This is a genomic window from Nocardiopsis sp. NPDC058631 (assembly GCF_042716955.1).
In the GTDB taxonomy this organism is placed as follows: Bacteria; Actinomycetota; Actinomycetes; order Streptosporangiales; family Streptosporangiaceae; genus Nocardiopsis.
On record NZ_JBHXQY010000137.1, the window covers coordinates 1 to 12,575 of the forward strand.

12 protein-coding genes and 1 riboswitch are annotated in these 12,575 nt (G+C 73.3%); of the genes, 3 read left to right on the forward strand and 9 right to left on the reverse strand.

Annotated features, from left to right (window positions below; genetic code table 11):
• Positions 1-59: 59 nt before the first annotated feature.
• The 4 genes from pknB to thiO all read right to left on the reverse strand — a co-directional run bounded on the left by pknB (position 60) and on the right by thiO (position 4,674).
• Positions 60-2,039 (reverse strand): Stk1 family PASTA domain-containing Ser/Thr kinase, encoded by a 1,980-nt coding sequence (pknB, locus tag ACFWTE_RS27975; RefSeq protein ID WP_378782911.1) that lies wholly within the window; start codon positions 2,037-2,039, stop codon positions 60-62.
• 417 nt (positions 2,040-2,456) lie between these two features.
• Complete coding sequence (locus ACFWTE_RS27980) at positions 2,457-3,239, reverse strand: thiazole synthase (RefSeq protein ID WP_378782912.1); 783 nt, start codon at positions 3,237-3,239, stop codon at positions 2,457-2,459.
• A gap of 2 nt (positions 3,240-3,241) precedes the next feature.
• A complete protein-coding gene (gene thiS / locus ACFWTE_RS27985; protein WP_378782913.1) occupies positions 3,242-3,457 on the reverse strand; it encodes a sulfur carrier protein ThiS in 216 nt (71 codons plus the stop codon).
• An 8-nt stretch (positions 3,458-3,465) separates the two neighbouring features.
• Positions 3,466-4,674 (reverse strand): glycine oxidase ThiO, encoded by a 1,209-nt coding sequence (thiO, locus tag ACFWTE_RS27990; RefSeq protein ID WP_378782921.1) that lies wholly within the window; start codon positions 4,672-4,674, stop codon positions 3,466-3,468.
• Positions 4,675-4,703: 29 nt separating this feature from the next.
• A riboswitch (TPP riboswitch) is annotated at positions 4,704-4,816 on the reverse strand.
• A gap of 107 nt (positions 4,817-4,923) precedes the next feature.
• Between thiO and ACFWTE_RS27995 the strand changes: the two genes are divergently transcribed.
• Both ACFWTE_RS27995 and thiE read left to right on the forward strand, forming a co-directional pair.
• Entirely contained in the window at positions 4,924-5,301 is a 378-nt protein-coding gene (locus tag ACFWTE_RS27995; protein ID WP_378782914.1) for an Rv2175c family DNA-binding protein, read from the forward strand.
• Between the two features lie 46 nt (positions 5,302-5,347).
• A complete protein-coding gene (thiE, locus tag ACFWTE_RS28000) occupies positions 5,348-6,016 on the forward strand; it encodes a thiamine phosphate synthase (protein WP_378782915.1) in 669 nt (222 codons plus the stop codon).
• Positions 6,017-6,041: 25 nt separating this feature from the next.
• Here the strand turns inward: thiE and ACFWTE_RS28005 are convergent, their stop codons facing one another.
• The 4 genes from ACFWTE_RS28005 to ACFWTE_RS28020 all read right to left on the reverse strand — a co-directional run bounded on the left by ACFWTE_RS28005 (position 6,042) and on the right by ACFWTE_RS28020 (position 10,730).
• The gene (locus tag ACFWTE_RS28005; protein ID WP_378782916.1) at positions 6,042-7,049 is read right to left on the reverse strand and encodes a zinc-binding dehydrogenase; all 1,008 of its coding nucleotides are present in this window, start codon (positions 7,047-7,049) and stop codon (positions 6,042-6,044) included.
• A gap of 154 nt (positions 7,050-7,203) precedes the next feature.
• Positions 7,204-8,097 carry an SDR family oxidoreductase gene (locus ACFWTE_RS28010; protein WP_378782917.1) on the reverse strand — a complete coding sequence of 298 codons (894 nt, stop codon included), beginning with the start codon at positions 8,095-8,097 and terminating at the stop codon, positions 7,204-7,206.
• Between the two features lie 68 nt (positions 8,098-8,165).
• Positions 8,166-9,527: a DUF418 domain-containing protein gene (locus tag ACFWTE_RS28015; protein WP_378782918.1), complete on the reverse strand. Its 1,362-nt coding sequence runs from the start codon at positions 9,525-9,527 to the stop codon at positions 8,166-8,168.
• 111 nt (positions 9,528-9,638) lie between these two features.
• Positions 9,639-10,730 (reverse strand): polyprenyl synthetase family protein, encoded by a 1,092-nt coding sequence (locus tag ACFWTE_RS28020; protein ID WP_378782919.1) that lies wholly within the window; start codon positions 10,728-10,730, stop codon positions 9,639-9,641.
• Positions 10,731-10,963: 233 nt separating this feature from the next.
• Here ACFWTE_RS28020 and metF point away from each other — a divergent pair, with 233 nt between their 5' ends.
• Positions 10,964-11,893: a methylenetetrahydrofolate reductase [NAD(P)H] gene (metF, locus tag ACFWTE_RS28025; protein ID WP_378782922.1), complete on the forward strand. Its 930-nt coding sequence runs from the start codon at positions 10,964-10,966 to the stop codon at positions 11,891-11,893.
• On the opposite strand, the gene ACFWTE_RS28030 is transcribed toward metF, so the two are convergent.
• Positions 11,805-12,419 (reverse strand): GNAT family N-acetyltransferase, encoded by a 615-nt coding sequence (locus ACFWTE_RS28030; protein ID WP_378782920.1) that lies wholly within the window; start codon positions 12,417-12,419, stop codon positions 11,805-11,807. The genes metF and ACFWTE_RS28030 overlap by 89 nt on opposite strands.
• Between the last annotated feature and the right edge of the window lie 156 nt (positions 12,420-12,575).

The window sequence follows — 12,575 nt, forward strand, 5'->3', positions numbered from 1 at the left end:
TCCCCGGCCCGCACGCCCCTCACCTCCCGCACGCCCGCAGCGCCGGGCGCACGCAGACGTCAGTCGTCCTCGTCGAAGTCTCCGAAGTCGATCCCGCCCGGGGTCGCGGTGATCGTGATCTCCGTGCCCTCCGGCGCCTTGCCCGTGTGCGACTGGTGCGACACCGCCCTGCCGCCGAGGATCCGCTCGACCTTCACGTCGAACCCGGCCTCCTCCAGTTCCTTCTTGGCCTCACGCACCGGCATGCCGACCACGTCGGGGATCGTGACGCCGGGGGGGCCGGTCGAGACGGTCAGGGTGACCTCGCCGTTGGCGCCCACGCTGGCACCGTTGTCCGGGCTCTGCCGGATCACCCGGCCCTCGTCGACGTCCTCGCTCTCCTCCTCGACCACCACGACGGTGAGGCCCAGGTCCTCCAGGGTCGTGGTGGCGGCGGACTGCTCCTCGCCGACCACGGCCGGGACGGAGATGCTGCGGCTGACGGTGATCGTGACGGTGCCCTCCCGGTCGGCCTCCGCACCGGCCTCCGGGTCGGTGGAGATCACCTCGCCCGGAGGGACGTCCTCGTCGTCGACGTCCACCTGTTCGAGGTTGTCCGCGGAGAACCCGAGGTCCTCCATCGCCGCGAGGGCGTTCGCGGAGTCCTCGCCCCTCAGGTCGGGCATGGTCACGTTCTGCGGGCCCTGGGAGACGTACACGGTCACCTCGTCCCCGGGGGACAGGCGCTCGCCGGACTCGGGCTCGGTCCGCCCGACGCTGCCCGGCTCGGCCTCGCTGTAGACGGGCTCGTCGGAGAGCGTGTAGACCAGGCCCTCGTCGAGGATGGCCTCGCGCGCCGTCTCGGGGCTCGACCCCACCACGTCCGGAACGTTCTCGAACCGTCCGACCAGGAACCACCAACCGGCGAGGAGTACCACCAGGGCCAGGACCACGGCGCCGACACCGATCAGCAGCTTGCGGCGCCGCCGGTCGCCGCCCCCGCCACGGTAGTCGTCGTACTCGTCGTCATCGTCGTAGTCGTCGCCCCGCAGGCCCCCGCTGTTCATGTCCACGACCATGGTCGCGTTCTCGGTGCCCGGACCGGCCCCGCCCGCGATGAGCTGGGGAGCGGTGACGGAGGCCGTCGCGGCGGACGGGACGACGGGGGCGAGGGGGGCGAGGGGCGCCTCACCGCCGGACGGCGAGGCCGGCAGCCGGTGGAGGACCTCCAGCACCTTGGCGAGGTACTGTCCCGCGTTGCTCGGACGGTAGCGGGGGTCGCGCTCCGTTGCCTTGGTGACCAGTGCGTCCACCGCGGGCGGAAGCCCCGGCAGGAAGTGCGAGGGCCGCGGCACGTCCTCGTTGACATGCTGGTAGGCGATCGCGATGGGCGTCTCGCCGGTGTGCGGCTGGCCGCCGGTCAGCAGTTCGTAGAACATGATGCCCGCCGCGTACACGTCGCTGCGGGCGTCGGCGACGCCCTTCTCGATCTGCTCCGGCGCCAGGTAGGCGGCGGTACCCATAAGGGTGCCGGTACGGGTGAGGCCCTGGTTGGACTGCTCCACGGCGCGCGCCAGACCGAAGTCGGCGACCTTGACCCGACCGTCCTCGGTGAGGAGGACGTTCTCCGGTTTGACGTCGCGGTGGACCATGCCGGCCTGGTGGGCGGCGCCGAGCGCGGCCAGGACCGACGCCATGACGTTCAGGGTCTCGCGCGGGGTCAGGCGGCCGCGGGCCTTGAGCAGGTCGCGCAGGGTGCGGCCGGGCACGTACTCCATCGCCAGGAACACGTGCCCCTGGTCCTCCCCCTGGTCGAAGACCTGAACGACGTTGGGGTGGGAGAGCTTGGCGACGGAGTGGGCCTCGTTGATGAAGCGCTGGACGAAGGTGGGGTCCTGTGCCAGCGACGGGTGCATCACCTTCAACGCCAGACGACGGTCCAGTCTCAGGTCGTGGGCGACGTAGACGGTCGCCATCCCGCCTCCGGCGATCCTGGACTCGACGAAGTAGCGTCGGTCGAGGGTCGCGCCTACGAGCGGGTCGGAAGTCGTCATGTCCACGGCGGAGTAGTGTCCTTGCTGCGGGAAGCGCGGGCTGTCGCGGTTGGTGGCGCGTACCCGGCACCGGGTGTCGAACCGACACGATAGCGGAAGCCCACACCAGGTCTGCCCCGCGGTTCGCGGTCGCGTCGCGCCCCACCGCCCTCGGTGGCGGGCGTTCGCGCCTGGGTCTTCGGCGAGCGTACGGTGCCCTCCGTCGGGCCGCACACCCATCCCACGGTAGGGGACGGCACCAAACGTCCAGGGAAGGACGCCCCGGAACCTCGCCGACGGACGCCCGCGGACCTCCCGGGCCGGGACCCGGGACCGCCCGACCCCGCGGCCTTCCCGCGTCGGGGGCCGCACGGCCGCACCCCCCGCGGGTGGAGTCGGTCACCGTCGAACGGAAAGCGCGCCCCCCGTACCCGCGGGGGCGCCCTACTCCACTGCGGGAGACGAGGCGAGGGCGTGTCGACGCACCGGGATGCGTCCCGCCAGGCGGGCGTTCCTGCCCGCCCGGACGGCGTCGCGCATCGCGGCGGCCATGCGCACGGGGTCCTGCGCGCGGGTCACGGCCGTGGCCAGCAGGACCGCGTCGCAGCCCAGCTCCATCGCCAGGGCGGCGTCGCTGGCGGTACCGATCCCCGCGTCCACGATCACGGGGACCCCCGCCCCCTCCACGATCAGCTCCAGGTTGTGCGGGTTGCGGATCCCCAGGCCGGACCCGATCGGCGCGGCCAGCGGCATCACCGCCGCGCACCCCAGCTGCTCCAGGCGCCGGGCCAGCACCGGGTCGTCATTGGTGTAGGGCAGGACGGTGAAACCCTCGTCCACCAGCTGTTCGGCGGCGTCCAGCAGCTCCACCGGGTCGGGCAGCAGCGTGTGCTCGTCCGCCACGACCTCCAACTTCACCCAGTCGGTGCCCAGGGCCTCGCGCCCCAGACGTGCGGTGCGCACCGCGTCGGCAGCCGTGAAGCAGCCGGCGGTGTTGGGCAGCGCGCGGATCCTGTTGCGGGTCAGGACGTCCCACACCGACCCCTGGGAACCGGGGGAGACCCGGCGCATCGCCACGGTGGTCAGCTCCGTCCCGGAGGTCACCAGGGCGTCCTCCAAAACGTCCAGGGACGGTGCCCCGCCGGTGCCGGTGATCAACCGGGATCCGAAGGCGGTCCCGGCGATCACCAGCGGGTCCTCGACCTGCCCGTCTCCGTGTCCGGTCATGCTCAGCCTCCCTGAACGGCGGTGAGGACGTCCACGCGGTCGCCCGCGTCCAGCGCACCGGCCGCCCACGCGGTCCGGCGCACCACCTCGTCGTTGACGGCCACGGCGATGCCGCCGGGGATCGTGCCGCCGCCGGGTGCGGTCAGGTCGCGGACGACCGCCTCCACGGTGGTGCCGTCGGCGAACTCGCGGAGGTCGCCGTTGATGATCAGTTCCACTGCCTCTCCTACTCCCACGTCGTCATGTGCGCGTTCCCGGTCGCCCGGTCCGCGGCGAACCTGCGCGCGTACTCCGGCAGGGCGCCGGTCGTGAGGGCGCGCGCCATGACCTCGCCGGTGACCGGGGTCAGCAGGACCCCGTGCCGGAAGTGCCCCGCGGCCAGGTGCAGGCCGGGGACCCGGGTCGGCCCCAGAAGGGGTTCGTTGTCGGGCGAGCCCGGGCGCAGGCCCACACACGTCTCGGTGACCTCCAGCTCGGTCACCCCCGGGACGAGCTCCCGCGCGTCCCTCAGGACCTGCCAGAGCCCTCCGGCGGTGAGCGAGGTGTCGTACCCCAGCTCCTCCTGGGTGGCACCGATGACCACCTCGCCGTCGGCGCGCGGCACCAGGTAGGTCGTGAAGCCCCGCACCAGGCCCCGGACCGTGCGGTTGACGAGGGGCGCCTCACCGGCGGGCATGCGGGCGCGCAGGAGCTGGCCCTTGACCGGGCGCAGCGGCGGCACCACCGGTTCGGGTACCGCGACGCGGTCGCCCCAGCACCCGGCGGCCAGGACGACCTGGTGGGCGGGCAGGACCCGGCCCTCGGCCAGGCGCACGCCCAGCCGGGCGCGGTCGGGGCCGGGGTCCAGGATCTCCTCGGCCCTCTGGGCGATCTCCGTGACGCCCGCGCGCCCGCCCGCGACGGCCAGGGCGCGCAGCAGGAGCCGGGGGTCCACGGAGTGGTCGTCGGGGGCGAGTACCCCGCCGCGCACCGACGGGGCCAGCATGGGCTCCAGGCGGCGGCACCCGCGGCTCGTGAGGCGTTCGGTGGTGATGCCCAGGCGTTCCTGGAGCCGGTGCAGGTCGGTGAGGACGGCCATGTCGTCGCGGTCGAAGGCGACCAGGAGCGTTCCGGTGGCGCGGTAGCCCACACCGATCCCGCTCGCCTCCTCCAGTTCTGCGACGAACCCGGCGTACATGCCCGCGGAGCGGACACCGAACTCCATGAGGGGTTCCTCGCCGAACGCGGCCTCGGTGGCGGGGGTGAGCATGCCGGCCGCGACGGTGGAGGCGGCGCGGGCCCCGGCGGGGTCGGTCACCGGGTCGGGTTCGACCAGGGTGACGCGAAGGCCCTGCTGGGCGGCCCGCCAGGCGGTGACCCGGCCGACGAGGCCGCCGCCGACCACGACGACGGTCTGTTCCTGCCGCGCCGCGGAACCGTCGTCGGTAGGACGAATCGTTCCCGGGCGGGGCCGGTCCGGTGCGCGCACGGGGCTGGTTCCACTCCCTTCGCCGGCATGACCCGGATCAGGTTCGTGCGGTCGGAGGCTCGCAGCCTCCCTCTCAGCCGGGTCCCACCCGGCTCCCGCGGGATGTGTAGAGGTCTGTCCCCATTCTAGAACCTCCTCCCGGGGCGGGCGGCAGTGGTGGGGATCTCCACGGAGGACGGCCCCGCCCGCCCCGGAAGGTGCCGGGGTCCCGCGCGGATGTGGCAGATTGGTGGGGTGACACGAAGCGATATCGACATCGACACGCTGGTCGGCGAGTGGCTGACCCTCAAGGAGGCGGCCGCGCCGCTCGGCGTGAGTCCCAACCGCATCAAGACCCTGATCCGCGAGAACCGCATGATGGGTGTGGTCCGCGGAGGCCAGCTGTCCGTCCCCGCCGCCTTCATCGACGGCGACGACATCGTCAAGGGACTGCCCGGCACCCTGGTGCTGCTGACCGACGCGGGCTTCTCCACGGAGGAGGCCCTGCGCTGGCTCTTCACCCCCGACGACACCCTGCCGGGCTCGCCCATCCAGGCGATGCGCGAGAACCGGGGTACCGAGGTGCGCCGCCGCGCCCAGGGACTGGCCTTCTGACGGGCTGACCCCAGGCGCCGCCGGGCGAGGGCCTAGGGTGGGCGGGGTGAGGACCAGCCACGGAACCAGCCTGCGCAAGCGCCTGGACGCGTCCCTTCTGTACCTGTGCACCGACGCTCGGACCGGGCGCGGCGATCTCGCCGAGTTCGCCGACGCCGCCCTGGCCGGGGGAGTGGACATCATCCAGCTCCGGGACAAGGGGCTGGAGGCCCGCGAGGAGATCGCGGCCCTGGAGGTGATGCGGGAGGCCTGTGAGCGGCACGGAGCCCTCCTCGCGGTGAACGACCGCGCCGACATCGCCCGTGCCGTGCGCGCCGACGTCCTACATCTGGGACAGCGCGACCTGCCGGTGCCCATGGCCCGCGACATCATCGGGGCGGACCCGGTCATCGGGCGCTCCAACAACGACGCCGCCGCCGCGGCCTCCTCCGCGGAGGAGGCCGGGAGCGACTACTTCTGCGTCGGCCCCACCTGGGCCACCCCCACCAAGCCGGGCCGCCCGGCCGCGGGGTTGTCCCTGGTGGAGAGGGCCGCCGCCCTGGGCACGGACCGCCCGTGGTTCGCCATCGGGGGGATCGACGCGACCAACATCGACGCGGTGCTGGAGGCGGGGGCCCGCCGGGTGGTGGTCGTGCGCGCCATCACCGAGGCCGAGGACCCGTGCGCGGCAGCGGCCGCGCTGCGGGAGCGCCTGACCGCCCGCAGCGGGGGCTGAGGGGGCAGGTGCGCGCGCCCCGGCCTCACGGCACGAGGAGGACCTTGCCCAGGACCCGGCGCTCCTCCAGGGCCCTGTGGGCCTCCTCGGCCCGCTCCAGGGGCACGGTCAGCCCCACATGCGGCGCCACCTGCCCGCTGCGGGCCAGCTCCAGGATCTGGTGTACGGCCCCGTTCGGCTCCCCGTCCTCCTCGGACTCCAGGTCGAAGAGGCCCAACACCGTGATCCCGCGGCGTTCGGCCTCCTCCGCGTCGACCTGCGAGAAGCGTCCGCCCGCGGAGCCGTAGCCGAGGAAGCGCCCTCCGTCGGCCAAGGCGCCGAACGCCGCCTCCCCGAGGTCGCCGCCGCTGCCGTCCAGGACCACGTCGACCCCCCGGCCCCCGGTGGCCTCGCGCACCCGTTCCACCCACCCGGGCACGGAGTAGTCCACGGTCGCCTCCGCTCCCAGCCCACGGGCGAACGCGAGCTTCTCCGGCCCGTGGGCGGCTCCCACGACCCGGGCCCCGGCCGCGCGGGCCAGCTGGACGGCCAGGCTGCCCGCCCCTCCCGCCGCCGCCAGTACGAGTACCCACCTGCCGGGCCCGAAGCCGCCGCTGTGCCGCAGCGACAGGGCGGTCGGTCCGTCGTGCAGGAGGGCCAGGGCCTGCTTCGGGTCCAGGCCCTCGGGCACGTCGACCAGCCCCGAGGCCGGGACGGCGACTCTCTGCGCGTACCCGCCGAAGGGGGGCACGGGCACCCCGCCCTCCGGGTCGGCCCGGCCCGTGTCGGTGACGACCACCGCGCCGACCCGGGCCGGGTCCACCCCCTCGCCCGTCCGGACCACCGTCCCGGCCACCCCGGCGCCGGGGACGTAGGGGGGCTCGACGGGGAAGTAGTCCAGCCCCCACCCGCCGCGTACCAGCGTGTCCAGGTACATCACGTTGGCCGCCGCCACCTCCACCAGGACCTGGCCGGGGCCCGCCTCGGGCTCGGGAACCTCCCGGGCCACCAGGACCTCCGGACCGCCGAACCCGTCCACCCGTACCGCACGCATGCCGTGTCTCCTCGCTGTGCCGCCGTGCTTTTGCACCGACACCCCACAGCCTGGTACCTCAATCAATATTTAGGTCAAGTCGTGGGTCGGAGCCCCTTCGAAGGCATGGCGGAACCGCCGTGCCCGGGGCACGGCGGTGGCGGGACGGGCGGGATCAGACGGCGACGTGCGACAGGGCGCTCGGATGGCGCCGGAGGAAGCCCTCGATGGACTGGGCCGGGTGCCCGGTCAGCTTCGGCACCGTCGGCGCGACCTCGTCGAGTTCCCCTGCGGCGATGGCCGCGTACGACGACGCCCACCCCTGGACCGCCCACTCCGGGGCGCGGCTCGTGCGGCGCGACTCCAGCGCCTCCTCCCAGGTCTCGGGGACGTACCGGACGGAGCGGCCGGTGAGCGTGCCCAGCTTGTCCACCGTCGCCCCCAGGGACAGGGCCTCCGGCCCGGTGACGTCGTAGGTCGTGTTCTCCGAGGCGAGCGCGGTCGCCGGATCGGTCAGCACGGCCGTCGCCACGTCCGCCACGTCGTCCCGGGACACCCACGCGACCCTGCCGTCCCCGGCAGGTCCGCGTACCACGCCGTCGTCGCCCACCCAGGAGGGCAGCAGGTCCAGGTACAGGCTGGGTCTCAGGAACGTGTACCGCACACCCGTCGACCTGATGTGGGCCTCGGTGTGGAAGTGCGTACGCGCGAACGTGAACGTCGCGGCCGGCCCCGCCCGCAGGAAGGACAGGTAGACGATCCGGGCCACCCCCGCGCGCACCGCCCCGTCCACCGCGCTCAGGTGGACCTCCATCCGGTCCTCCGACTCGGTCGCCGAGACCAGGAACAGCGTGTCCACCCCCCGGCAGGCCCGCTCGAAGCCCGGAGCGTCCTCGTAGGCCGCCATCGCCGCGCTGCTGCCCGGGTACTCCGGTGCCCGGTTGAGGTCGCGCACGATGAGGCGCTGCGCCAGTCCCAGCCGTGCGATCCGGGCGGCGACCCGCCCGCCCAGCGCCCCGGTCGCCCCGGTCACACCTATGGTGTGGTTTGTCATGTGATCGTCGCCCATGACACCCCATCCTGAGGTACGAGGACGTGCCGGGCACTCATCGGCGCGCGCCTTTTTGAGCCTTCGGGTCAGGGGGTGGTGCGCTCTTGGCCCTTTGCCTCGCCGGGCCCCGTGAGAGGCCCTCCGCCGAGACCCTCCGAGAGGGCCTCCGGGGCCTCCGGAGACGCTGTCCGCGCGTCCGGGGCCGGCACTCCTCCCGCGAATTCCCAGCCGGTCCGCCGGTAGGCCAGGCGGCGCAGCAGCACCTCGGCCGGACCGCGCCTGCCCGTGCGCTCCAGCGCGTACGCGCCGACCACTGTCGTCAGCCACACCCCGACCGCGAACAGGAACATCGACCACGGCGACAGGTACGCCCCCACGCCCAGGCCCCAGGCGGCCAGGACCGGCGCGCACAGGACCGACTGGGCGAGGTAGGCCGACAGCGACCGCTTGCCGGTCGCGCTCAGCGCGGTCACCACCACGCCCGGCTCGCGGTCCCCCGCCTGGAGCCGGTGAGAGAACAGGGCGATCAACGCCACGTAGCCGACGCCGCAGGCCAGACCGGTCACCATGTGGGGCAGGGCGAGCATGCCGCTCTGGGCGGCGGACAGGTCCCACACCCCGACCTGGGCGAGCGCGGACGGGAGGCCGCCCAGCCAGCCCAGGGAGATGCCGGCGACGGCGGTCCGGCGGAGCAGGACCAGGTGGCGCCCCGGCTCCTCCAGGACCCGGCGGCGCGCCGCCCAGTAGCCGAGCAGGATCGCCATGGGCACGACCAGGCCGAGCAGCCCCTGCCCGAGCACGATGAGGGGCCACACCGACACGCGCCCGATCACGGCGCCCAGGAGGGAGGGGTCGCCGATGTTGAAGGCCATGTCGTCCATGACCGACCCCGACATCGCCGGCTGGTCCGCGGGCATGAGCGCCAGGCCGACCAGGCTGGCCGCCGACAGCAGCACCATGAGTCCGGTCACCACCCCGGCCCACACCAGCAGCGTGGTGTCCCTGCGGCGGAGGAACAGCCAGCCCAGGAACAGGCCGACCAGTCCGTAGGCGCCCAGGACGTCGCCCATCCACAGCAGCAGCGCGTGTACGAAGCCGAACACGAGCAGCCACAGGTTGCGGCGGCGCAGCAGCGCGTCGACGTCCTTCACGGCGGTGCCCGCGGCCTCCTGCCGCCGGGCGAGCTGCACCATGCCGTAGCCGAACAGGAACGCGAACATCGGGTAGCTGCGCCCGTCCACCGCCATGATCGTGAAGAACTGCGCCACCGAGTCCGGCGCGCCCTCCGGCTCCGGGTGCGCACTCATGCTGCCCATGGGAACGGCCCACAGGTACCAGACGGTGTTGGCGAGCGCGATGAACAGGAGCATGAACCCGCGAGCCAGGTCAGGGGCGAGCGCACGCTCGCCCGCGCCCGCCGGACCGCGTGGGGCGGTGTGCTGAGACATGGGGGCCTTCCGGTCGCGATATATCTCCTGACGATTCAACCGGAGGACGAAGCCGGGCACAACGTACTTTCGTGGTGGGAAAACCCCTGGATCCCCCCTAAGGGGTCAGACTCAGTGGGTGCGGGCGGTCGCCGCGACCACCAGGGTCCGCAGCGGCTCACGGGCGCCGGCGTCGAGCTCGGGGCTCTCCAGGGCGGCGACGGCCTGCCCGGCGTACTCCTCGATGAGCTCCTCGCACGCGCGCAGTGCTCCCGAGCCCTCGATCAGCCCGCACATCCACTCGACCGCGTCCGCCGACAGGTCCGGGTTCCCCAACAGGGAGGTGAAGTGCGCGGCGTCGGCGGTGCCGGTGCGGGCCAGCGTCTCGGCGACGATCAGCGTCCGCTTGCCCTCGCGCAGGTCGTCGCCCGCCGGTTTGCCCGTGGTGGACGGGTCGCCGAACACGCCGAGGACGTCGTCGCGCAGTTGGAAGGCCACGCCCAGCGGGATGCCGTAGTCGGTGTACACCCCCGCCAGCTCCTCGTAGCGGCCCGCCAGCGACGCCCCCAGGTGCAGCGGGCGCTCCACCGTGTACTTGGCGGCCTTGTACCGCATCACGCGCAGGGCGGCCTCGCGGGTGCTCGTACTGCGCACCTGCTCCAGGGTGTCCAGGTACTGCCCGGCCATCACCTCCGTGCGCATCGCGTCGAAGGGGCGCCGCCCCTCCTGCAGTACCTCCGGGGGGAACCCGCTGGCCTGGTACATCTCGTCGGACCAGACCAGGCACAGGTCGCCGATCAGGATCGCCGCCCCCCGGCCGAACCCGTCGCCGTCGCCGCCCCAGCCCTGGTCGGCGTGCAGCGCGGCCAGCCGCTTGTGGGTGGCGGGCAGCCCGCGCCGGGTGTCGCTGTTGTCGATCACGTCGTCGTGGATGAGCGCGCACGCCTGGAGGTACTCCAGGGAGGCGGCCGCCCGGACCACCCGCTCGTCGTCGGCGGAGCCCCCGGCACCACGCCATCCCCAGTAGCAGAAGGTCGGGCGCAGGCGCTTGCCGCCGGAGAGCATCGCCTCCAGGGCGTCCATGGCGGGAGCCAGCTCCTCGCCGATCCCCAGGACGAGCTCGCGGTGCGCGGCGCCGAACCCGGCCAGCTCGCGGTCCACCGCGGGGCGGACCACGAAAACGGACGAAGAGGGTGCGGAAGTGGAAGAAGAGGAAGGGGCCATGTCCTGCACGTTATCGGCTGGCCGGAGCTTCCTCACCCCGGTTCGGCGGACCCGGCGGTCTCCGCCCGGCGGTGCCGGGCGACGCCGCCCGGGCCGGTGGTCCCGGCCGCCGCACGGGGAGCCCCGGGGCCTGTGGGGTCGGTCTCCTGATCCCACACAGTGGGATGCCGCTCCCGTTCCGTGAGTGCGGTTCGCCTAAGCTGGTGTGCATGCTGGCAGCACCGACACGCCCCGTGGCGCCCCGAGGCCCGGCCCCCAGGCCGCGTCATATCCGCGAACTCCTCAACGCGGGCGAGCCGATGTTCTCCTTCGAGTTCTTCCCACCGCGCACTCCCCAGTCGCAGGAGCGGCTGTGGCGCGCGATCCGGGAGATCGAGGCACTCGGCCCGTCCTTCGTCTCGGTCACCTACGGCGCGGGCGGCAGCACGCGCGGGCTGACCGTGGAGACGACCGAACGCATCGCCACCGACACCACGCTGATGCCGGTGGCGCACATGACGCTCGTCGACCACTCCGTCGCCGAGCTGCGCCACCTCATCGGGCGCCTCTCCGACGCGGGGGTCTGCAACATGCTCGCCGTGCGGGGGGACCCGCCCGGCGACCCCGACGGCGAGTGGGTCAGCCATCCCCAGGGGCTGACCTACACCGAGGAACTGGTCCGCCTCCTCAGGGACAGCGGCGACTTCTGCGTGGGCGTGGCCGCGTTCCCGTACAAGCACCCGCGCTCGGCCGACGTGGAGACCGACACCGACCACTTCGTGCGCAAGTGCGAGGCGGGCGCCGACTACGCCATCACCCAGATGTTCTTCGATCCCGAGGACTACCTGCGCCTGCGCGACCGGGTGGCGGCGAGGGGATGCGACGTGCCGATCATCCCCGAGGTGTTCCCGGTGGTCCGCACGTCCTTCATCCCGCGCTCGGAGAAGCTCTCCGGTGCCCCGTTCCCGCGTGCGCTGGCGGAGCGGTTCGAGGCCTTCGGCGACGACACCGAGGCGGTGCGCGCCTTCGGCATCGAGTACGCCCAGCGCATGTGCGAGCGGCTCCTCGACGAGGGGGCGCCGGGCATCCACTTCATCACCTCGAACCGGGCCACGGCCACCAGGGAGATCTTCCGTGAGGTCGCGGGTCGCCGGGGCCCTTCAGGGGCAGACGCGCGGCCATGATCGTGAAGGGCTGGTCGGGGCTGCCGGGGAAGGAGAAGTCCTCCAGCAGTTCGGTGAACCCGCACGAGCGGTAGAGGTGGCGCGCCGCCGACGGTCCCGTCCGCGTGGACAGGACGGCGGTGCGCTCGCCACGCCCCTCGCACAGGGCGTGGAGCACGGCCCGGCCCACGCCCTGGTTCTGTGCCTCGGGGTGGACGTGCACCTCGGCGATCTCCAGGGGGTCGGCGAGGTAGCGGCGCACGTGGCGGGCCCGTCCGCCGGCGTGCAGCCCCTCGGTGACCGTGTCGTGCCACCACTGCCCCCGCACGCCGTGGAAGCCGTAGGCGAAGCCCACGGGGTGCCCCTCGCGGAGTGCGACCACGGCGCGGAAACCGGGGTAGTAGGCGTGGCTGTTCATGACGGAGGCACGGCCCGGAAGTTGCTCGGGCGGCGGGCGCATGGCGGCCTCGTACACCCGGAGCAGCGCGGGGACGGCGTGCGTGAACGCCGGCGCTGCCAGTTCACGCAACTCGGTATCGGCTACCACAGCCCGATTTTAGGGCACGCAACGCCGCCGCGTCCGCCGCGGGAGGGTCCTTGACGGGCCTGGCAGGCTGAGGTTAACTCCTCTGCTCTCGCACACCTGTTTGACGAGCGCGAGTCCGAGCCCGCGCGTCCCGCCGTCCCGGGAGGGTTTCTCCGG

Coding starts and splice junctions, on each gene's coding strand:
- ACFWTE_RS28020 (WP_378782919.1), bottom strand. CDS start 10,730: ATGGCCCCTTCCTCTTCTTCCACTTCCGCACCCTCTTCGTCCGTTTTC.
- ACFWTE_RS28015 (WP_378782918.1), bottom strand. CDS start 9,527: ATGTCTCAGCACACCGCCCCACGCGGTCCGGCGGGCGCGGGCGAGCGT.
- ACFWTE_RS27995 (WP_378782914.1), top strand. CDS start 4,924: ATGTGGCAGATTGGTGGGGTGACACGAAGCGATATCGACATCGACACG.
- ACFWTE_RS28010 (WP_378782917.1), bottom strand. CDS start 8,097: ATGGGCGACGATCACATGACAAACCACACCATAGGTGTGACCGGGGCG.
- ACFWTE_RS27980 (WP_378782912.1), bottom strand. CDS start 3,239: ATGACCGGACACGGAGACGGGCAGGTCGAGGACCCGCTGGTGATCGCC.
- ACFWTE_RS28005 (WP_378782916.1), bottom strand. CDS start 7,049: ATGCGTGCGGTACGGGTGGACGGGTTCGGCGGTCCGGAGGTCCTGGTG.